Here is a 20094-nt window from a genome sequence, read left to right on the forward strand (position 1 = left end):
GGTGCATTCTAGAGGATTTCAGAATCATTGCAACCCCCAATTCACTATATTTTTCACGTATGTATCTTTTTTCTACGAATTTCGTTAAAAAATCGCTTTTTTATCTAAATTTTGAGCATTTTTCTTCAATAAAAGCCGTATTTATTGCAATTCAATTTAAAACAGTAAAATTTATTAAGACCTGATAACTATCAAAAAACTGTGATTTTTAAATAAGACCGTACAATTTAAGGGCTGTATCCAGAATTTTCCGAAACTTTCTTATATCAGCTTACACATTTTGCTGTTTTCTATCCGACTTATATATATGGAGCTTTTTTTAAGATCAAAATCCTTGCTGAATACAGATTTTTTCTTAACACCCGCTTTTAAGAAGCAAAAATGAGGATATGATCTTTCTAGATTTCAGATCATCCAGAAAGCTTACTTAAGTGCAGAAGAATAAGCCAGAAGATTAAAATCGTTTAAGCCACATTTGAGTATCTATCTTTTACCCAATGCTGCATCACTTCCTCAATCACTTCTTTCTTGCCATTGTAATCTTCAGCAGCAAACAATAATTTGGCCCGACGTGGCAGACGTTCTTTGACTAATGAAAAGAGTAAATAGTGGGAGGCAAGATCTAATTGCTGAAATAAGGTCTGTGCCTGATCAAAAGATTTTTGTTTCTGCTCAGCAGACTCATATTCGAAGAGAAAACGCAAAATGAAATTGATGTCTTCATCAAACATCTGTTCAGTCTGGTATTGATACACCTTATTTACCTTTCTTTTTATAGATGGATTGAGATTCAAAAATGATTCATTTATCTCATTATAGATTTAGCTTTAATCCCAGCTGATTCATCCATCTTTGTTTTGAATTTATTGAAGATTGAACATATAGCCAGACAACACCAATAAAAAAGGAAGAGATCTCTCCCAAAATCTCTTCCTTAGAATTGAATCTTTACCCGATCCATTATGTCATTATTATAGTTATTCACATTATATTAACTTGTCTCTTTACTTAGAGACCTGATCAATTATGGAGTTGTCTGTTATTGATCATTACCCTCTAGATATGCTTTTCACGGAATCTCTAGACGAATAAATCTTATACACAAAAAACCAGAAATGCAAGCCAAATGGCAAAATTTAAATGTTGTTTTTATAAGGTTTTTTTTGAATTTCTATATTTATATAATTCATATACAACTTAAAAAATAAAAGCAGGCAGAAGCCTGCTTTTATTTCAATAACTTAGAACCAGGCTTAGTCGACGAAGGTCACTTTTGCAATTGCTTTTTTGCTAGCCTGGATAATTAAAGTTACGTTCTCTTTCACAGAAAAAGACGCATCAACCGGTTTCCAGTCCACTTTTACAGTGCCGCGACCTAAGGCATCTTTAGCTTGAGCAGCATTTTTGGTTAAGCCAGCTTCACGTAAAATTGAAGTAATGAAGATTTCACCACCAAATTCGCCACGTGAAATGGTCACTTCTGGCGTACCTTCAGGCAGCTCACCTTCAGTAATGATATTACCTGCACCTTTATGGGCGTGAGCAGCAGCTTCAGCACCGTGGAAACGTTCCACCAGTTCCAGCGCAAGGATGCGTTTCACTTCCTGCGGGTTACGGCCTTCTTCGATTTCTTTCAGCAAGCCTTGAATTTCTTCTATAGATTTGAAGCTGAGCAGATCGAAATAACGCTCAATCAATGAATCCGGCATAGACAGTACTTTCTGGTACATCGCGCCCGGTGCATCAAATACACCAATATAGTTGCCTAAAGATTTAGACATCTTGTTCACACCATCCAGACCTTCAAGAATTGGCACAGTAATGCACACCTGCGCTTCCTGGTTATAACGGCCTTGTAGAGTACGGCCCATCAACAGGTTAAAGGTCTGGTCTGTACCCCCTAACTCCACGTCAGCTTCTAAAGCAATTGAGTCATAACCTTGAACCAGTGGATATAAGAATTCGTGAATCGCAATCGGTTGCTGGTTGTTATAACGCTTGGTGAAGTCATCACGCTCTAACATACGTGCAACTGTTTGTTGTGATGCCAATTGAATCAAATCAGCTGCAGTTTTTTGTGCAAACCATTCCGAGTTAAACACGACTTTGGTTTTGTTTGGATCAAGAATTTTAAATACTTGTTCCTGATAGGTTTTTGCGTTTTCTAGTACCTGCTCGCGTGACAATGGCGGGCGGGTTGCACTCTTACCAGTCGGGTCACCGATCATCGCAGTATAATCCCCGATCAGGAAGTACACTTCATGACCCAAGTCCTGGAATACTTTTAATTTATTGATTAAAACTGTATGACCTAAGTGCAGGTCCGGTGCAGTTGGGTCAAAACCCGCTTTAATTTTTAAAGGACGATTCTGCTTTAATTTCTTCAGAAGGTCTTCTTCGGAAATAATTTCGTGGGTGCCTCGTTGAATGAGGGCAAGTTGTTCTTCAGCCGGCAGGAAATTTGACATCACAAAATCCAAATACATCAGTTATTCAATTTGTGCGATATACTAACACTTTTTCAGCACATTGCAGGCTTAAGAATAATCATGACAGCGATCTATATTGGGGTAATGACCGGCACAAGCATGGATGGTGTCGATATTGTTGCTGCTTCTTTTGATCCACTTCAGCTTCATGCCACCCTCACCTTGCCTTTTGATCCCGATCTTCGTGATGAATTGATGGCGTTAACTTTGCCAGATGACAATGAAATCGACCGCATGGGCAAAGCTGATGTCGCATTGGCACAAATGATTGGTCATGGCATCAATACGCTGATTAAAGAAAATAATTTAGATCGATCTCAAATCAAGGCAATTGGCTCGCATGGCCAGACCATCCGTCATCGCCCCGAACATGGTTTTACCCTGCAAATTGGTGATCCGAATATTATTACCGAAATCACCCAGATTCCGGTCATTTCCGATTTCCGTCGTCGTGATCTGGCTGCTGGCGGCCAAGGCGCACCTTTGGTTCCCGCTTTCCATCAAGATATTTTCCAGCATGACAGCATTCACCGTGTGATTCTGAATCTGGGCGGCATTGCCAATGTGAGTATTCTGCCGGCAGGTCAACCAGATCAGGTCTATGGCTTTGATACTGGGCCTGCCAATATTCTGATGGATGCCTGGTGTCAGCGTTATACTGGCCAGCCCTTTGATGAAAATGGTAACTGGGCTGCTTATGGCACGCCAATCCGTAGCCTATTGGACCGTTTACAGGAACATGAATTCTTCTCAAAAGAGCCACCGAAAAGTACCGGCCGCGAAGACTTTAATCTGGAATGGCTGGATGAACAGATTGCTGACTGGCGCAATGACCTTCAATATGATGAACTTGAAGATACACCAGAGAATGTGCAAGCTACTTTAATGAAGCTCACTACCCGTGCGATTAAAAAAGCCATTTACCGTTCCGGTCTGGATACCGGTGAAGTTTATGTTTGTGGTGGTGGTGCCTATAATTCACATTTATTGGAACAGTTACGCTGGCGTTTGCGTAAACATCATTGGAGCGTACAAACCACAGCCGACCTTGGCTTAAATCCGACTTGGGTGGAAGGCACAGCTTTTGCCTGGCTGGCGATGCGTTTTATGAATCAACTCAGCGGCAATCTGCCGGCTGTGACAGGTGCATCAGGTTATCGCGTTCTGGGTACAATTACCTCTGTATAAGAGCAGCTTTAAGCTCACTATATATAGTTATAAAAAAGGTCTGCATATTTGCAGACCTTTTTTATAATGAAGAATCATATTTAGATCATGTCTAAATTCTTCCTAACGCATCATGAGTTTGGCATTTTCATTTCTAAATGCACGCAGGATTTGCTGTCCTGCACGACCGGTCGGGCTTAAACCCAGACGGTTCTGTTCCTGACGAATCGCCTGACGGGTTTTATCCCCAATTAGACCATCTACCTCACCAATATCATAGCCACGGTTTAACAGGAATTGCTGGATCTCGCGACGTTCCGCACGTGACGTACCCGGATCATCGGTTGGCCAAGCTGCCTGGATGCTTCCTTTACCTTGTAAGCGGTCAGATAAATGTGCAATCGCTAAAGCATAACTTTCTGCTGCATTATAGCTATAAATGGCATCAAAATTCTTAAAGACTAAAAATACCGGGCCATTTTCACCTGCAGGTGCCAATAAGCCAGCCTGAGAAGATTCTGATAAATTGCCCTGCAATGGCGAAGTACCGTCAGCGCGCACCACACCACGGTTCATCCAGCTACTCAGTGATTTTTTATTGCGTCGGCCTTCGCCTGAAACAGACATGCCTTGTGGAATTTTTACTTCAAAGCCCCAAGGTTGGCCAGTCTGCCAGCCACGTTTTTTCAGGAAATTGGCTGTAGAAGCCAGTGCATCAGGAATACTGCCGACTAAATCACGACGACCATCCCCATCAAAATCTACCGCTAGTTCATCATAGGTTGATGGCATAAACTGGGTGTGACCAAATGCGCCTGCCCATGAACCTTTGAGCTGGCTTTCATAGACATCGCCACGCTGTAACAGTTTCATAGTGGTGAAGAACTCACCACGGAAATAACTTTGACGACGACCTTCACAACTCAAAGTACCCAAGGCCTGTAATAAAGGATACTTCCCGGAAATGTCTCCAAAATTACTTTCTACGCCCCATACGGCTACGATGGTTTCTGCCGGCACTCCATAGGCTGCGCTAATCCGGTTTAATACCTCACGATGTTGCTGCAGTTTTTGTCGACCCAGCTGTACACGTTCTTCATCCACTAGTCCGGACAGATAATCCCAGATTGGGGTCGAAAACTCAGGCTGATAATTCAACTTTTCAATCACAGAATAATCGGGTGTTAAATTTTGCGTATAACGATCGTAGGTTGAACCACTTACGCCTTGTGCAATCGCCTGACTGCGCAAATTGGCAAGACAATTCTGAAAATTATTTTGGGACGCATAATTGACCGGGCTACTCGGCACAGAAGACATATCCGTTGATGTCACACGCTGACCATTAATAATCAGTTCTGCCTGTGCCTGTGTAGCAGCTAAAACCAAAGAACCAACAAAAAGTGCAAGCCGTTGCATAAGACCCTTAAATATTTAGATTTTGAATTATGTTTCTACCTTAACAGCTCATGATGAAAATTAAAGCGCCAATGCGTAAATTTAAATTCATAATTCCTACACTTTTGAATTCATTTTGTAGCTTTTAAATTTAAAAACTTATCCACAAGTCCATTTTAAATTCAAATCAGGCTCATTTTTTAAATTTAAATTCAAAACTCAGGAAATTACTTTTGAATTTAAAAAATGATTGTGGATAACTTGTCTTTAGATCAGGACTGCTCAATCAGCCAAAGGCTTCTGGTATATAGTATTTCTATTTTAAATTCATTTTTATTAGAAGTAACTATATTTAAATTCAGAACTTTGAATTCATTGATCAGCTTTTAAATTTGAATTCATATTTTTGAATTTAAATTTAAGCAGCGAAGTTTAAATTCAAAGTTCATTTTTAAATTTGAATTTATTTTTATGAATTTAAATTCAAAATCTATTTCCAGTTTTAAATTCAAACTCAATATTAAGTTTATCCACAAGTGAATAACCCAGAATTCAGCCCAAAATAGCAGCGAATTAAATTATTATATTTATACTCAATTGATCAGTTTATAAGCAATTGATTTTAAAAATGATCCGACCAATGGCAGGGGATTTTTAAAGAGGCGCAATCATGCCTGAATCTGGACAAATAAAAAAGCGATCACCGAAGTGATCGCTTTTTTTATCAGCAGCTTAAAGCTTAGATGGTCATATCTTCGCTCAATGCCAGTGGATTTGGCAAAATCTTGGCCAGTTGACGGCATAAAGTGGTCAACTGAGCACTGTCTGTGGGCATCAAAGTGATGTGGCCAATCTTGCGGCCTTCACGTTCTGTTTTGTTGTACAGATGCAGGTGGGCACCTTCTAAAGCCAAGACTTCTTCAGATTTAGGATGCTGACCGATAATGTTCACCATCACAGTTGGACGCACCACTTCAGTTGAACCCAGTGGCAGACCTGCGACCGCACGAATATGGTTTTCAAACTGCGAGCAGACAGCGCCTTCAATCGACCAGTGACCTGAGTTATGCACACGTGGTGCCATTTCATTTGCATACAGGCCTTTGTCTGTCACAAACAGCTCAAGGGTCAAGACACCCACATAATTCAAGTGATTGAGCAGGCGAGTGATGTAATCCTGCGCGACTGGCTGCAGATCCGCACTATTGGGTGCCGGAACGATGGAATGCGACAGGATGCCGTTATGGTGATGATTTTCAGCCAATGGCCAGGTTTTGACATCACCATTTTGACCACGTACCGCAATGATGGATACTTCACGCGAGAAAGTCACAAAACTTTCGGCAATCAATTCACCAGCAGGGCCGAGTTCCGCCCAGGCCTGATCAATCTGATCTGCTGAACGTAGAACGAACTGGCCTTTGCCGTCATAACCACCACGAGAGGTTTTCAACACGATCGGTAAGCCAAGCTCAGCAACGGCCGCCTGCAAGCTTTCGACTGAAGTCACCGCTTTATATGGTGCAACCGGAATTTCCAGTTCATCAAATAGTGCCTTTTCAGACAGACGATGTTGTGCAATAGCTAAAGCCTGACGAGGCGGATGTAGATCTTTGTTTTGCGTTAAAACGTCTACATCAGCCAGCGGTGTATTTTCAAACTCCAGGCTGAAGACATCTGCGCTATTGATGAAATCCTGCAAGCCATTTACAGCTTTGGTTGAAAAAACCGGACCCAAAGCCGCAGAAGGGCAGTCCGTATTGGCTTCAAAGAACGTACATTGAATATTTAGAGGTAGTGCGGCTTGTGCCATCATCCGGCCTAGCTGACCGCCACCAAAAATACCGATGGTTTTATCCATTGTGTTTGATCCCGTATTAAGCTTGGACTTACATTTGACCTGGAATATTGTTACTTGCGACTTTCTCGGTTTGTGCCGCGCGGAAATCTGCGACATTTTTTGCGATCTCTGGACGGGTTAAACCTAAAATCTGTGCTGCCATAATGGCTGCATTGGTTGCACCGGCAGGACCGATCGCCAATGTTCCTACGGCGATACCCGCTGGCATTTGCACGATAGAAAGCAATGAATCGACACCATTTAAGATCGAAGATTTGACGGGTACGCCCAGTACTGGCAGATCAGTTTTGGCTGCACACATACCTGGTAAATGCGCTGCACCACCTGCACCGGCAATAATCACCTGAATACCACGATCACGCGCTTGTTCAGCATATTCAAACAGACGGTCCGGGGTACGGTGTGCGGAAACGACTTCGGCTTCAAATGGGACACCAAGCTGCTTGAGCATTTTGGCAGTGTGTTCGAGAGTTGCCCAATCTGATTGAGAACCCATGATAATACCTACGAGAGGAGTATCTTGTGCAGCAGCCGCATTCATTGCAAATTTTCCAGAGATTAAAGTAAGAAAGATAAATCTCGACGAGAGAGCCAAGCTTGAATAGGAATGCATATTATAGACTGATTTTTCAGCTTCATAAAATTTAACGGTCAAAGCAAGGCTCGATTTTTCTTATTTTTTTATTGGATTCTTAAAAACTGGAATAAAAATAGGGAAGTAGTGGCTAGTAGATGATTTCAGGAACTGCGGAATACAAAATAGACACAGCCACAGAGACATAGCGCTGCCCATAAATAATCCAGTTTAAACGGCTGTTTGAACAGAAAAATCATAAAGGGAACAAAGACCAGTAGAGTGACGACTTCCTGAGTAATCTTCATTTGACCCACCGCCAGTCCCTGTTGGGCTAATAATTTGGTCGCTGGAATCATCAGGCTATATTCAAACAAGGCAATGGCCCAGCTAAATAAAATCGCCTGCCACAGCGGTGCATCATGCGGCAGAAATTTGAGATGTCCATACCAGGCCAGGGTCATAAAACAGTTGGCAATCACCAGAAGAAATAGAGCCGGTAGCATCTGCATGCACTCTGCAAAAAGTTCGGGCTTATTTTACGATTTATTTTGCCAAAAGATATTCCGGAAGCTTGAAAATTTCCCTGAATTTGTCTGTGAAACAGGATTTAAAAAATCCCGCAGGAATGCTTGAACTTTGACTATCTTTTCGGTCAAAGCCTTGCTATCGTTGCTTGCAAATCGAATAAATCATGGCAACAGCACCAGTACAAAGTGATGTGTCAGGCAAAATGGAGTGAAGTAGATGCATCTGCATATTTTGGGTATTTGTGGCACCTTTATGGGTTCACTGGCATTACTGGCACGTGATCTGGGCCATAAGGTGACAGGATCGGATCAAAACGTTTATCCACCGATGTCGACCCAGTTGGAAAATGCAGGCATTACTTTAATGCAGGGCTATGACCACAGCCATTTACAGCCGCATCCGGATCTGGTGATTGTCGGCAATGCCATGAAACGTGGTATTGATGCAGTCGAATATATGCTGAATGAAGGCCTGCCTTATATTTCAGGTCCACAGTTTCTGGCAGATCATGTCCTGCAAGGTAAACACGTTTTAGGTGTAGCTGGTACGCATGGTAAAACCACAACTACCACCATGCTGGCATGGGTACTGGATCAGGCCGGTTTAGAACCTGGCTTCCTGATTGGCGGTGTACCGCTTGGCTTTTCTGAAAGTGCGCGTTTAGGTGGCGGGAAATACTTCTGTGTCGAAGCCGATGAATATGATTCTGCCTTTTTCGACAAGCGTTCCAAGTTCGTGCATTACCATCCTAAAACGGCGATTCTGAACAATCTGGAATTTGACCATGCCGATATCTTTGATGATCTGGCAGCGATTCAGAAACAATTCCATCATTTAGTCCGCACTATTCCAAGCGAAGGCCGGATTATCGCGCCAATTACTGAAACGAATATTGATGAAGTGCTAGAGCAGGGCTGCTGGACGCCTGTGGTTCGTACTTCATTAGATGCCAATGAAAAATCTGAGCTTTATGCTGAACAGCTTTCAGAAGATGGTTCTCACTTCAAGGTACTCCAATACGGTATCGTGAAAGGCGAAGTGAAATGGAATATGACGGGTCAGCATAGTGTAGCCAATGCACTGGCAACGATTGCTGCTGCTGAACATGTCGGTGTCTCTATTGAAACGGCTTGTGAAGCACTTTCAAACTTTGGCGGTGTTAAGCGCCGTATGGAACTGCTGGACACTGTACGCGGCATTGAAGTCTATGATGACTTTGCCCATCACCCAACCGCGATTGATACCACCCTTGATGGCGCACGCAAGCGTCTCGGTGAACGTAAGCTGTGGGCAATTATTGAACCACGTTCCAATACCATGCGTATGGGCAGCCATAAAGATGGGTTGGCACATTCCGCGCGTCTAGCGGATGAAGTGATCTGGTATCAACCTGAAGGCCTGGATTGGGATCTGCAACCGGTGATTGACGCTGCACCAAATAAAGCTGTAGTCGCACGTACTCTGGATGAGATTATCCAGACTGTAGTGGCTGAAGCAGGTGAGGGCGACGCTGTAGTAATCATGTCCAATGGCGGTTTTGGTGGTCTGCATCAAAAACTGATTAGTGCTTTAAAAGCTTAAAGATTTATATGAAAAAGCCCGTAATAGCGGGCTTTTTTATTTTAAACATTAAATTCGCTTTCTATCTTTTCTTAAGAAAATAGAACCTCATCCAAGTTCAAATCAACTTTCTTATTTCACTATTAAAACAGCTAAAATTTATCTTTTTTCTTTTCATTATCTTTTGTTGCAATCTGGATATAAGACTCATTGCAGTCTTTGAGTGCCCTAGGCACAATCAATAAGAACAACAGTATTTCGATCCTCTTTTATCCTTCACCCTCCTGATGATTTTCCAGGCTGTAAAGGCAGCAAAAAAATAGCTTTATCTCTCTTGTTCAGACCCTCATTTCCTTAGGAGATCTGTCATGACAACAATGAAAGCCATGGTTTATTACGGCGCCAATGATATTCGTTTTGAAGAACGTCCTATTCCCCAAATTCTGCAACCTACTGATGCCATTATCAAACTTAGCAAAGTCACCATTTGTGGTACCGACCTCGGGATCTGGAAAGGTAAAAACCCCGAAATTGAAGAGGTCGCAAAAGAAAAAACCGGCAGCTTTAATGGCCGGATTCTCGGTCATGAAGGTATTGGTATTGTGGAAGAAGTCGGTTCTGCAGTTCAAAACTTTAAAAAAGGTGATCGGGTGATTATTTCCTGTGTCAGCCGCTGCGGCACCTGCGAAAACTGTCAGAAACAGCTGTATGCCCATTGTAGAAACGAGGGTGGCTGGATCATGGGCTATATGATTGACGGCACTCATGCCGAATATGTCCGAACCCCATTTGCCGATACTTCTCTCTATCACCTACCAGAAGGTCTGAATGAAGATGTTGCGGTCTTTCTTTCAGATATTTTACCGACCTCACATGAAATTGGTGTGCAATATGGTCAGGTCAAACCGGGAGACAATGTGGCGATTGTCGGTGCCGGCCCAATCGGCATGAGTGCCTTGCTCACTGCTCAGTTTTATTCTCCAGCCAATATCATCATGGTCGATGTCGATGATAACCGGCTGGAATTTGCCAAAACTGTCGGTGCCACCCATACCGTGAATTCAGCCAATAAGGATGCTATTCAACGTGTACTGGACCTCACTGATGGAAGAGGAGTGGACTGTGCCATTGAAGCGGTGGGCCTGGAAGCCACCTGGAATATTTGCCAGCATATTGTGAAAGAAGGCGGTCATCTGGCCAATGTCGGTGTACATGGTAAATCGGTCAATTTTGAACTGAATAAACTCTGGATTAAAAACCTGACCATCACCACTGGCCTGGTCAATACCAATACCACCGGGATGCTGCTCAAAACCTGCTGCTCCGGCAAACTGCCACTGGAAAAACTGGCCACCCATCACTTCAAGTTTGCTGAATTTGAAAAGGCCTATGATGTGTTTAAACATGCCTCTGACGAAAAGGCTTTAAAGGTCATGATTGAAATGACTTAGATCATCATTGGCAACAAAAAAGTCCGCTATGCGGACTTTTTTATTTTTTAGCATCAATCAAAAATAGGGAATATAACCACGCTGTTTATAACCTTGAGGAGAAGCAAGATTGGCCTGATTTTCATCCAGACGATAGAGCAGTTCCAGGAATCCACCCAGTTGTTCCTGTTGCAGTGCATGAGGTTCAAATTGGCCTAAACCTAAACGTGAAAATAAAGAAGAAATTTCACTATGTTTATGGACATATTTCATCGACCACTCCGAGAAATGTGGACGTTCTACCGTTGCATCCTGAAAGCGAAGCACCTGATGATGGCGTGGATCACGGCAAATACTCTGAAACAGATTTTCTATCACCTCTGCCTCACCTTCCAGACATTGAAAAAACTTGCCGTGGGAATAATATAAAACCCCGTTAATTTGGTGAGCTTTATTAAATTTTCTCGCTACAGATAATATATCGCTAAGATCCTGTAATAACTCTTGTTCAGATTCTATCCGCTCACTGGCGTAGCAAAGCTGTAGCATAAGGTCATCTCACTGAAGAAAGAATTAAAAGCATAATTTAATCAATTATTTTAATTTAAGTCGATCATTTTTTAATCAAATATCCGTTTTTGCTTACATTGTTTTAGGTTTGCTTTTCCAAAGAAAACTTCTAACAATTACCTCCTGAGAGGAAATCAATGATTTCAGATATATAGCGATAATGATGAAGGAGTGAAACCTGATGTTAAAAGATCTGATTTTCACTGTAGCGTTGTTGTGTATATGTTTTATGCTTTTGATTATGCTGAATGAGATGGCCTTGACGACCGAGACCAACATTCTGCTCAGTTCAGTTTTTGTAGGCTGGACGCTTTTACAGTTTGTTCGCCGTCGTATGTTTTTTTATATCAGTGTAAGCCTGATGATAGGAATACTTACGCTCTTAGGCAAATATGAAGAAGTGTTATGGAACAGCATAGGCCTGATGGCAGGTTATGGCGTATATAACCTGCTGCAGCGTATTTCTGTACCTGCACTTAAAGGCAAATTACAACATATCTCTATCTTGGATAAGTTTAATTCAATTGCTAAATAGCAGCTGCCACATCCTGTAGGCTGCGATCACGTTTAAACATGACATCTACATAGGAACATTGGGGAATAATTTTTAAGCTATTCTTGCGGGCAAAGTCGACCAGCACATCCAGCATTTTGCGTGCTACGCCTTGACCGCGTAAGGAATTATCTACCCAGGTATGATCAGCCACGATGGTCGATGCTTCTTGCCACTGATATGTAATTTCAGCCAGACGTCGACCATCTTCCTCCATAAAAAATACACCGCCGCGTTTTGAATCTTGATGTTGAATGTCCATACTGAAGGCTGATCCCTTAATAAAATTATTGGTTTATTTAATTTAAAACATCTTCCTGAAGAAATAATATGAATTATTGTTAAGTTTTTAATATTGGATGAAATTTTTTATTTTCTTTCATCATTTCCTGTGAATTTTTTCAAATATTGATAATTTTTTATTTCTTTATTTTGCCTGATTGAGGGTGATGCAGTTTGAGTCACCGCATGTCACTCCAAAAATTTAATTTTATCTACTCCCTAATTCAGAAAGACAGGATTAGAATGCAGCATCTTTTTGCATGCAACTTCGTATGTCTAACTCATCTTCCGCTTCTTCTGTCACCAAGCAATGGATTGGTGTCATCGCTTTAGCCTGCGCGGCTTTTATTTTTAACACCACCGAATTTATTCCTGTGGCATTACTGAGTGGAATCGGGCAAAGCTTTGCCATGTCCGCCACTCAGGCCGGCATCATGCTGACCATTTATGCCTGGATCGTGGCCCTACTATCTCTTCCGATCATGCTGCTCACTAAAGCCATAGAACGGCGTTTTCTACTGATGCTGGTCTTTGCGGTCTTTATTTTAAGTCATGTGCTGTCCTATTTTGCCTGGAGTTTTAGCACGCTGGTGATCAGCCGGATAGGGATTGCCATCGCACATGCCTTGTTCTGGTCGATTACCGCTTCACTCGCGGTTCGGGTCGCACCGAAAGGTAAAGAGTTTCAGGCACTTGGTTTATTAGCCACAGGAACGGCGATGGCGATGGTGCTCGGTATTCCATTTGGCCGGATGATTGGTGAGGCGTATGGCTGGCGTAACAGTTTTGTCCTGATTGCGTGTCTCGCATTGATCATTTGCCTGATTCTGGCCAAAACCTTGCCATTGCTTCCAAGTGTCAATTCAGGCTCCATCAGCAGCTTAAAAAGCCTGATCAAACGTCCAAGCTTAATGCTGGTCTTTGCTCTCACCATTCTGGTGATTACGGCGCAGTTTACCGCTTATAGTTATATTGAACCATTTTCCCTGAATATTGCCCGCTTTGATTCAGCCCAGACCACGACTTTACTCTTGGTCTATGGCGGAGCAGGATTCTTGGGTTCTTATCTGTTTGGCCGCTTTGCCGCACAGTTTCCGAAAATGACCATTCCTGCTTTTACTTTTGGACTGGTTATTTCCATGCTGCTGTTATTGCCCTTGTCGAGCACAGTCACAGGCCTCTCTGGCTTATCTCTGCTGTGGGGTTTGAGCATCATTGGTTTCAGCCTGGCCCTACAATCCAAAACCCTGAACCTGGCTGCAGATGCCACAGATGTTGCCATGGCCATTTATTCCGGCCTGTATAACGTCGGTATAGGCGGAGGAGCTTTGTTCGGCAGTATAGTCACGCTTCAGATCGGGCTATCGAACATTGGTTGGGCCGGAGCAGGGCTGGCGATCCTTGGATTTCTGCTTAGTCTTTATTTGGTTCAGCGTTTGGATTTTCTGCCCAAAGCTGCTGATTAAACGCTGCTTTTTGTAAAATAATTTGTGATTATGCACAAAATCTGTCATGCTCATCTGATATTGAGCAATTGCTCAAACAGAATTGAGTTTGAACAAGGGGAGTAGCCTCCTCCAAACGTTTAAGAATGAAATTTCAGTTTTTGAACGTGTCAGAATATCGTCATTACACTTTGCAAAAAGTCGGTATCTGAGCATCTTGAAATGCGACTGGATCTCCTCCAGTAAAGCACAAAGATGTAGGCAAGACCTTGATCATGTTGTTATAGATGTATTTCATCTGGCAGCAGGTCAAGGTTTTTTTTATGGCCGGTTGTCAGATGTGGAGAATTCCCATGGAAACAATTGGTACACCTTGGCTGTATCTGGCTTTTTTCATTATCGTTGCAGTGATGCTGGTCATCGATTTTATCGGCTTTAAGCATCAGCACGGACAGCCCATAAAAGTGCGCACTGCCGCCTACTGGAGTGTTGCCTGGGTCAGTATAGCGACTATGTTTGGCGGTGCATTATGGCTGTATCTGGAACAGACTTCAGGGGCTGCTCTGGCAAACCAGAAGGTGATGGAATACTTTGCCGGTTATTTGCTGGAAAAATCTCTGGCAATTGATAATGTCTTTGTCTGGCTGATGATCTTTGCTGCCTTTGCTATTCCTCCTGCACTGCAACGCCAGCTGCTGCTCTATGGCGTTTTGGGTGCCATTATTCTGCGGACCATCTTTATTTTTATTGGCGCATGGTTCGTACAGGAATTCTCATGGATTCTATATATCTTCGGTGCCTTCTTGGTGTATACCGGTTTTAAATTCCTGCGCGGTCAGGGAGAAGAGCATACCAATATTGAAGATATGGCAGTTCTGAAATGGCTACGCAAACATATCCGGATTACGCCGCAAATGCGTGGCAATAAATTTTTTGTGCATCAGAACGGTGTCCTGTGGGCAACGCCATTATTTCTGGTGCTGATTCTGGTGGAAGCTTCTGATGTGATCTTTGCGGTAGACTCGATCCCAGCCATTTTCGCTGTCACCACCGATCCCTTTATTGTTTTAACAGCGAACCTGATGGCGATTCTGGGTCTGCGTGCCATGTTCTTCCTGCTCGCTGGTGCTGCATCAAAAATGTACTATCTGCCTTATGGCCTCGGGATCATTCTGGTCTTTATCGGCTTCAAGATGCTGATGCTGGATGTATTCCATATGCCGATCTGGATTTCACTGAGCTTTATTGTGATTGTCTTGACAGTGACTGCGATCTTGTCGATTCGTCATAGCAAGAAACATAACGAAACTACGCTGTAAAGCTAATCATAAAAAAAAGCCTGCTGATGCAGGCTTTTTTATTTGTCTATAAGCTCAGCTGCATACGCACGCTCTGTTGAAATTATTCGTGATTGTCTGATCTCATAAAAAATACGCATGGTTAAATATGAATGTTCATATAAACATGCTAATTTTTTCAGCTACAATCAATCGAAAAAATCAAAAAGCGCAGGTTTTAAATGTCTTCTATCATTGCAACGACGGCAATACGCGGTCGCTTCCTGGATATCAAGAATACGGTTGCCCAAGCGCGTGAAATTCACGACCAAGTGCGATATGTAGAAGATGGCTTGCTCATCAGCCAGAATGGTGAGATTCAATGGTTTGGCAGCTGGGAAGAGGGGCAGCAGCATCTGCCTGAAGGAGTGCAGGTAGCTCATTATCCTGAGCAGCTGATCGTGCCAGGTTTTATTGATACCCATATCCATTTCCCGCAAACTGAAATGGTCGGTGCTTATGGGGAACAGCTACTAGAATGGTTAAATACTTATACCTTCCCGACTGAGATCCAGTTTCAGGATCCGGCGTATAGCCAGAAAATTGCACAGTTCTTTATTCAGGAATTGCTGAAAAATGGTACAACCACAGCTTTGGTGTTCTGTACCGTTCATCCAGCCTCGGTAGAAGCACTGTTCGAAGCGGCTACAGCACAGAATATGCGACTGATTGCCGGTAAAGTGCTGATGGACCGCCATGCACCTGAAGCCCTAACCGATACCGCAGAATCTGCCTATAGCGATTCTAAAGCCCTGATTGAGAAATGGCATGGTAAGGGACGTAATCTTTATGCGATTACGCCCCGTTTTGCTCCAACCTCAACCCCTGAACAGCTAGAAAAAGCAGGTCAGTTAAAAGCTGAATATCCAGATGTCTATGTCCATACTCATCTCAGTGAAAATAAAAACGAGATTGCCTGGGTAAAAGAACTCTTTCCGGAACGTGAAGGCTATCTGGATGTCTATCATCATTATGGGCTGACCGGTGCTAAATCCGTATTTGCCCATTGTGTGCATCTGGAGGAAGGGGAGTGGGATTACATGCATCAAACCGACTCTGCGATTGCCTTCTGTCCAACCTCAAACCTGTTCCTGGGTAGCGGTTTATTTCCGCTGAAGAAAGCCTGGGATAAAGGCGTGAAAGTCGGCTTAGGTACCGATATCGGGGCAGGAACCTCCTTTAACCAGCTACAAACCCTGAATGAGGCTTATAAAGTACAACAGCTGCAAGGAGAAAAACTTTCGGCTTTTGAGTCGCTATATCATGCGACCCTGGGTGGTGCGAAAGCCTTAAGTCTGGATGACCGTTTGGGGAATTTCAATATGGGCAAAGAAGCAGACTTTGTGGTGCTGGATCTCAATGCCACCGCTTTACAACAACTACGCCAGAGCAGGGCCAAAAATATTGAAGATACCTTTTTTGCACTGACCATGCTGGGGGATGACCGTAATATTGCAGCAACCTATGTCTATGGACAGGCTGTCTATGTCAAAGCCCAATAAATCGCGTCAGCGCAGGATCATTTTGGCTGCAATCGTCGCTGTCTGTGCCTTTGCGCTGAAGAGAGATTCACAGCAGCCCAAAAATTGATTACATTTACAGCAAGTAAAACAGGTGCATCTCAAGCAAGGATGTATTAAAATTGCTGCAATTCAGGTGTTGCAGGTCAACACCTTTTTTATTTTGCTATTTTTATTTTTTAGGTATCTACCCATGACCGTTCAAATGAGCGTAATGATTTCCGCTGAAGAAATTCAAGCTAAAGTCAAAGAGCTTGGTGCTAAAATCGATGCACACTATGCCAATAGTGACAAAGAGCTTGTACTTATCGGTTTGTTACGCGGTTCAGTGATTTTCATGGCAGACTTGTGTCGTGCCATTACCAAGCCACATGAACTCGACTTCATGACTGTATCCAGCTACGGCGGCGGTACGATTTCGAGCCGTGATGTCAAAATCCTGAAAGATCTGGACGGTGAAATCCGTGGTAAAGATGTGCTAGTGGTTGAAGATATTATTGACTCAGGTAATACCTTAAGCAAAGTCCTGGAAATCCTGCAAACCCGTCAGCCAAACTCAATTGAACTATGCACTTTGGTGAGCAAACCTTCACGTCGTGAAATCGAGCTGGAAGTAAAATTCTTGGGCTTTGAAGTCGAAGACAAGTTCATTGTTGGTTACGGTCTGGACTATGATCAAAAATACCGTCATATTCCATTTATTGGTGAAATCGGCCTTTAAGAACCGGTTTAAAAGAAGTGGCTTCGTGCCACTTTTTTTATTTCTTGAATCATTTCAGTAACACAGCAAACAAAAACGCAACAGCCCGTTGCAGGACATGACTTTTTTCAGTGCTTTTCTTGCCGCAAGATAAACATGACGTAAAAACAAAGACATGATAACAAGGAGTATGCTGATGTGGTCAATTATCGTTGCGATTGTGGTGGGTTTTATTGCGGGTCTGGTTGCACGCGCGATTCATCCTGGTGATGACAAGGCTGGATTCATTGTTACGACCCTGCTGGGGATTGCCGGTTCACTGGTTGCGACCTTTGCTGGACGTATGCTGGGCTTGTATTCCCAAGATTCTGCCGCAGGCTTTATTGCCTCAGTGATTGGTGCCGTAGTCATCCTATTTATCTATAATATGGTGACCAAACGTAAACGAATCTAAGCTCTGCTTGGAATAAGTTTCTTTCATAAAAAGAGCACCTAGATAGGTGCTCTTTTTTTATTGAGCATAGTCAGAATTTTACAGGCCGAATTCTTTGAAACCTTGTTCAATCTGTTCTGCTGGCTGAGCGCCCATGACTTTAAAACCATTCGAGAAAATAATCGCTGGTGTGCCATTTACACCGAGTGATTGTGCCAGCTGTTTATTACGTTCAATCGGGTTGGCACAGCTCTTTTTTGATTTAGGTTGTATACCTTGACCAATCAGGTCTTCCCAAGCCTGTGCTGGATTTTTTTCACAATAAACCTGTTTGGACGGCGCAATTGACTGCTGTTTTAAAGGCAGAATGAAGGTATAAATCGTGACATCTTTGAGTTTTTTCAGCTCTACTTCAAGTTGTTTACAATACGGGCAATTTGGGTCAGAAAAGATGGCAAGCTGACGTTTTCCTGTCCCTCTGACTGATTTAATCGCATCCTGTAGCGGTAACTTTTTCCAGTCGACACTGTTTTGTTTGAGTAATAAACCCTGAGTCAGATTATGCTGGTCCTGAATACGGAACATTGAACCAGCTAGGAGATGCTGGGCATCTTCATTCAGATAGACAATCTGCCCCTGCATGGAACCGCTATAGATTCCTTTCATTTCGGTAGGCTGAATATTTTCAATTTTTAGGTTGGGACTGTTTTTTGCCAGATTGGCTTTAACTGTATCCACATTGGCAAAGCTAAGGCCAGGGAAGAGGGTCAAAGCCAGCAGCATATTTCTTATTTGCATGAATGTCCTGCTCAGGTCCAAGTTAAATGTGTTTCGATTCTAGTCTTTTTAAAAAGAAAATTCTGACTATTTTATGTAGCCTGATGTTCAAATCGAACTGATCAATCAGTTATGTTTCACGTGGAACATTGACCCTTTAATGCTGATTCACTTCCACCGAGATATGCACGATTTCGTCATGAATAGAGATCGCCTCACGGATTTGATCAGCACTAATAGGGATTCCTGTTTGAACGGCAACAAAACAGGAAAATTTACCTTTACCGACTCTCGATACATGCAGGTCAGTTAAATGCAGATCATTCCCATATTCAGCAATGACTTCACGTATTTCTTCGACCACTGGGGCATCCATATCGGCATCCAGTAAAGTCTTGGCACTTTGCTTTAGCAGGCCAATCGCCCAGCGTGCAATCAGGATTGAGCCGACCAGTCCCAGTACTGCATCGAGAAAATCCCAGCCCATATATTTTCCAGCAAACAAGGCAATAATGGCCAGAACAGAAGTTACAGCATCAGCAACCACATGCAGAAAGGCCGCTTTATGGTTCAAGTCATGATGACCATGATTATTATCATGCTCGTGATGGGAATGCCCATGATGATGATCATGGTGATGGTGCCCATCATCATGCAGCAACCAGGCACAGGCCAGATTAATCAATAGTCCTAAAATCGCGATTGGAATGGCTTCGCTATAATGAATCTGAACTGGCGAAAATAGACGTTCTACTGAATGAATCGCCATAAAACCGGCTACTACAAGCAATAAAATTGCACTGCTATAACTGGCCAGAATTTCAATCCGCCAGGTGCCCATATTAAAGCGGGGATCATTCGCATAATGGCGGGCCGCTTTATAGGCAAAGTAAGCTAGTCCCAAGGCCAATACATGCGAGCCCATATGCCAGCCATCAGCAAGTAAAGCCATTGACTGGAAGATCCATCCCCCTAATACTTCCAGCACCATCATGACGGCAGTCAGAATCGTGGCAAACAGAATCTTTTTCTGTGCGAGTGGATTACCTTCATCAAATTGATGGCTGTGCGAATTGGCGGTATGTTTTTGCATAAAAGGGAACTGTTATTAATACTCCCCCCTAGTATATTTATTTTTGGAGATTTGTGGTGAGTCATGTACATGATGATAAAAAAATATTAAACCGGGTACGGCGCTTGCAAGGTCAGATGAACGCCGTAGAGCAGTCTCTCCAGAATCCTGAGACAGGCTGTATTCAGGTCCTGCAACAGGTTGCAGCCGTTAAAGGTGCCATAAACGGTTTGATGAATGAGTTGATCGAGACCCATTTAAGAGAGCATGTCATTGGAGAAGCTGTGGTTAATGAAGAAGAACTGGCTGAGTTTTTAAAATTATTAAAGCGTTATGGCTAATTGTTTAGTTCAACATTTTTGTTTTCTTTACAGCAAGATAATTGACCGCTTTTT

20 protein-coding genes are annotated in these 20094 nt (G+C 42.9%); 10 read left to right on the forward strand and 10 right to left on the reverse strand.

The genetic code is table 11. The annotated features are described in order from the left end of the window. Positions 1 to 464 precede the first annotated feature (464 nt). Positions 465 to 755, reverse strand: coding sequence for a hypothetical protein (locus FTU00_RS12135; protein WP_180179784.1), 291 nt, complete (start codon positions 753 to 755; stop codon positions 465 to 467). Between the two features lie 498 nt (positions 756 to 1253). Further along, positions 1254 to 2486, reverse strand: a complete 1233-nt coding sequence (gene tyrS, locus FTU00_RS12140; protein ID WP_161792066.1) for a tyrosine--tRNA ligase — start codon at positions 2484 to 2486, stop codon at positions 1254 to 1256. Between the two features lie 63 nt (positions 2487 to 2549). Here tyrS and FTU00_RS12145 point away from each other — a divergent pair, with 63 nt between their 5' ends. Then, positions 2550 to 3677, forward strand: coding sequence for an anhydro-N-acetylmuramic acid kinase (locus tag FTU00_RS12145; protein ID WP_180012277.1), 1128 nt, complete (start codon positions 2550 to 2552; stop codon positions 3675 to 3677). 102 nt (positions 3678 to 3779) lie between these two features. On the opposite strand, the gene FTU00_RS12150 is transcribed toward FTU00_RS12145, so the two are convergent. From FTU00_RS12150 to FTU00_RS12165, 4 genes are all read right to left on the reverse strand, one after another. Beyond that, positions 3780 to 5075: a lytic murein transglycosylase gene (locus FTU00_RS12150; protein WP_218951794.1), complete on the reverse strand. Its 1296-nt coding sequence runs from the start codon at positions 5073 to 5075 to the stop codon at positions 3780 to 3782. A gap of 718 nt (positions 5076 to 5793) precedes the next feature. Beyond that, positions 5794 to 6915: a 5-(carboxyamino)imidazole ribonucleotide synthase gene (locus tag FTU00_RS12155; RefSeq protein ID WP_180179785.1), complete on the reverse strand. Its 1122-nt coding sequence runs from the start codon at positions 6913 to 6915 to the stop codon at positions 5794 to 5796. Positions 6916 to 6943: 28 nt separating this feature from the next. Then, on the reverse strand, positions 6944 to 7456 hold the full coding sequence (purE, locus tag FTU00_RS12160) for a 5-(carboxyamino)imidazole ribonucleotide mutase (protein WP_004780321.1): 513 nt from the start codon (positions 7454 to 7456) through the stop codon (positions 6944 to 6946). Between the two features lie 197 nt (positions 7457 to 7653). Next, on the reverse strand, positions 7654 to 7995 hold the full coding sequence (locus FTU00_RS12165) for a DMT family protein (RefSeq protein ID WP_004780323.1): 342 nt from the start codon (positions 7993 to 7995) through the stop codon (positions 7654 to 7656). A gap of 241 nt (positions 7996 to 8236) precedes the next feature. Here FTU00_RS12165 and mpl point away from each other — a divergent pair, with 241 nt between their 5' ends. Further along, positions 8237 to 9601 (forward strand): UDP-N-acetylmuramate:L-alanyl-gamma-D-glutamyl-meso-diaminopimelate ligase, encoded by a 1365-nt coding sequence (mpl, locus tag FTU00_RS12170; RefSeq protein ID WP_180179786.1) that lies wholly within the window; start codon positions 8237 to 8239, stop codon positions 9599 to 9601. Between the two features lie 347 nt (positions 9602 to 9948). Continuing rightward, a complete protein-coding gene (locus FTU00_RS12175; RefSeq protein ID WP_180179787.1) occupies positions 9949 to 11031 on the forward strand; it encodes a zinc-dependent alcohol dehydrogenase family protein in 1083 nt (360 codons plus the stop codon). A 57-nt stretch (positions 11032 to 11088) separates the two neighbouring features. Here the strand turns inward: FTU00_RS12175 and FTU00_RS12180 are convergent, their stop codons facing one another. Then, positions 11089 to 11559 (reverse strand): BLUF domain-containing protein, encoded by a 471-nt coding sequence (locus FTU00_RS12180; RefSeq protein WP_180179788.1) that lies wholly within the window; start codon positions 11557 to 11559, stop codon positions 11089 to 11091. A gap of 202 nt (positions 11560 to 11761) precedes the next feature. On the opposite strand from FTU00_RS12180, the gene FTU00_RS12185 reads away from it, so the two are divergent. Next, a complete protein-coding gene (locus tag FTU00_RS12185) occupies positions 11762 to 12115 on the forward strand; it encodes a hypothetical protein (RefSeq protein WP_104426804.1) in 354 nt (117 codons plus the stop codon). Here FTU00_RS12185 and FTU00_RS12190 read toward each other — a convergent pair. Continuing rightward, positions 12108 to 12395 (reverse strand): GNAT family N-acetyltransferase, encoded by a 288-nt coding sequence (locus FTU00_RS12190; RefSeq protein ID WP_004780333.1) that lies wholly within the window; start codon positions 12393 to 12395, stop codon positions 12108 to 12110. The two genes, FTU00_RS12185 and FTU00_RS12190, sit on opposite strands and share 8 nt — an antisense overlap. Positions 12396 to 12687: 292 nt before the next feature. On the opposite strand from FTU00_RS12190, the gene FTU00_RS12195 reads away from it, so the two are divergent. The 5 genes from FTU00_RS12195 (at position 12688) to FTU00_RS12215 (ending at position 17871) form a co-directional block, all read left to right on the forward strand. After that, positions 12688 to 13881, forward strand: coding sequence for a sugar transporter (locus FTU00_RS12195; protein ID WP_180179804.1), 1194 nt, complete (start codon positions 12688 to 12690; stop codon positions 13879 to 13881). 332 nt (positions 13882 to 14213) lie between these two features. Beyond that, the gene (locus tag FTU00_RS12200; protein ID WP_180179789.1) at positions 14214 to 15179 is read left to right on the forward strand and encodes a TerC family protein; all 966 of its coding nucleotides are present in this window, start codon (positions 14214 to 14216) and stop codon (positions 15177 to 15179) included. A gap of 200 nt (positions 15180 to 15379) precedes the next feature. Next, entirely contained in the window at positions 15380 to 16699 is a 1320-nt protein-coding gene (guaD, locus tag FTU00_RS12205; protein ID WP_180179790.1) for a guanine deaminase, read from the forward strand. A gap of 211 nt (positions 16700 to 16910) precedes the next feature. Beyond that, positions 16911 to 17438, forward strand: a complete 528-nt coding sequence (gene hpt, locus FTU00_RS12210; RefSeq protein ID WP_004780337.1) for a hypoxanthine phosphoribosyltransferase — start codon at positions 16911 to 16913, stop codon at positions 17436 to 17438. 175 nt (positions 17439 to 17613) lie between these two features. Then, positions 17614 to 17871, forward strand: a complete 258-nt coding sequence (locus FTU00_RS12215) for a GlsB/YeaQ/YmgE family stress response membrane protein (protein WP_034171345.1) — start codon at positions 17614 to 17616, stop codon at positions 17869 to 17871. 78 nt (positions 17872 to 17949) lie between these two features. Here the strand turns inward: FTU00_RS12215 and FTU00_RS12220 are convergent, their stop codons facing one another. Then, positions 17950 to 18648, reverse strand: coding sequence for a DsbC family protein (locus tag FTU00_RS12220; protein ID WP_180179791.1), 699 nt, complete (start codon positions 18646 to 18648; stop codon positions 17950 to 17952). A gap of 136 nt (positions 18649 to 18784) precedes the next feature. Continuing rightward, positions 18785 to 19720: a CDF family Co(II)/Ni(II) efflux transporter DmeF gene (gene dmeF, locus FTU00_RS12225; protein ID WP_180048208.1), complete on the reverse strand. Its 936-nt coding sequence runs from the start codon at positions 19718 to 19720 to the stop codon at positions 18785 to 18787. Between the two features lie 56 nt (positions 19721 to 19776). On the opposite strand from dmeF, the gene FTU00_RS12230 reads away from it, so the two are divergent. Continuing rightward, on the forward strand, positions 19777 to 20040 hold the full coding sequence (locus tag FTU00_RS12230; protein WP_180018418.1) for a metal/formaldehyde-sensitive transcriptional repressor: 264 nt from the start codon (positions 19777 to 19779) through the stop codon (positions 20038 to 20040). The last annotated feature ends 54 nt before the right edge of the window (positions 20041 to 20094 follow it).

The organism is Acinetobacter sp. YH12041, assembly GCF_013419975.1.
Lineage (GTDB): Bacteria > Pseudomonadota > Gammaproteobacteria > Pseudomonadales > Moraxellaceae > Acinetobacter.

Coding starts and splice junctions, on each gene's coding strand:
- tyrS (WP_161792066.1), bottom strand. CDS start 2,486: ATGTATTTGGATTTTGTGATGTCAAATTTCCTGCCGGCTGAAGAACAA.
- FTU00_RS12145 (WP_180012277.1), top strand. CDS start 2,550: ATGACAGCGATCTATATTGGGGTAATGACCGGCACAAGCATGGATGGT.
- FTU00_RS12150 (WP_218951794.1), bottom strand. CDS start 5,075: ATGCAACGGCTTGCACTTTTTGTTGGTTCTTTGGTTTTAGCTGCTACA.
- FTU00_RS12155 (WP_180179785.1), bottom strand. CDS start 6,915: ATGGATAAAACCATCGGTATTTTTGGTGGCGGTCAGCTAGGCCGGATG.
- purE (WP_004780321.1), bottom strand. CDS start 7,456: ATGAATGCGGCTGCTGCACAAGATACTCCTCTCGTAGGTATTATCATG.
- FTU00_RS12165 (WP_004780323.1), bottom strand. CDS start 7,995: ATGCTACCGGCTCTATTTCTTCTGGTGATTGCCAACTGTTTTATGACC.
- mpl (WP_180179786.1), top strand. CDS start 8,237: ATGCATCTGCATATTTTGGGTATTTGTGGCACCTTTATGGGTTCACTG.
- FTU00_RS12175 (WP_180179787.1), top strand. CDS start 9,949: ATGACAACAATGAAAGCCATGGTTTATTACGGCGCCAATGATATTCGT.
- FTU00_RS12180 (WP_180179788.1), bottom strand. CDS start 11,559: ATGCTACAGCTTTGCTACGCCAGTGAGCGGATAGAATCTGAACAAGAG.
- FTU00_RS12185 (WP_104426804.1), top strand. CDS start 11,762: ATGTTAAAAGATCTGATTTTCACTGTAGCGTTGTTGTGTATATGTTTT.
- FTU00_RS12190 (WP_004780333.1), bottom strand. CDS start 12,395: ATGGACATTCAACATCAAGATTCAAAACGCGGCGGTGTATTTTTTATG.
- FTU00_RS12195 (WP_180179804.1), top strand. CDS start 12,688: ATGTCTAACTCATCTTCCGCTTCTTCTGTCACCAAGCAATGGATTGGT.
- FTU00_RS12200 (WP_180179789.1), top strand. CDS start 14,214: ATGGAAACAATTGGTACACCTTGGCTGTATCTGGCTTTTTTCATTATC.
- guaD (WP_180179790.1), top strand. CDS start 15,380: ATGTCTTCTATCATTGCAACGACGGCAATACGCGGTCGCTTCCTGGAT.
- hpt (WP_004780337.1), top strand. CDS start 16,911: ATGACCGTTCAAATGAGCGTAATGATTTCCGCTGAAGAAATTCAAGCT.
- FTU00_RS12215 (WP_034171345.1), top strand. CDS start 17,614: ATGTGGTCAATTATCGTTGCGATTGTGGTGGGTTTTATTGCGGGTCTG.
- FTU00_RS12220 (WP_180179791.1), bottom strand. CDS start 18,648: ATGCAAATAAGAAATATGCTGCTGGCTTTGACCCTCTTCCCTGGCCTT.
- dmeF (WP_180048208.1), bottom strand. CDS start 19,720: ATGCAAAAACATACCGCCAATTCGCACAGCCATCAATTTGATGAAGGT.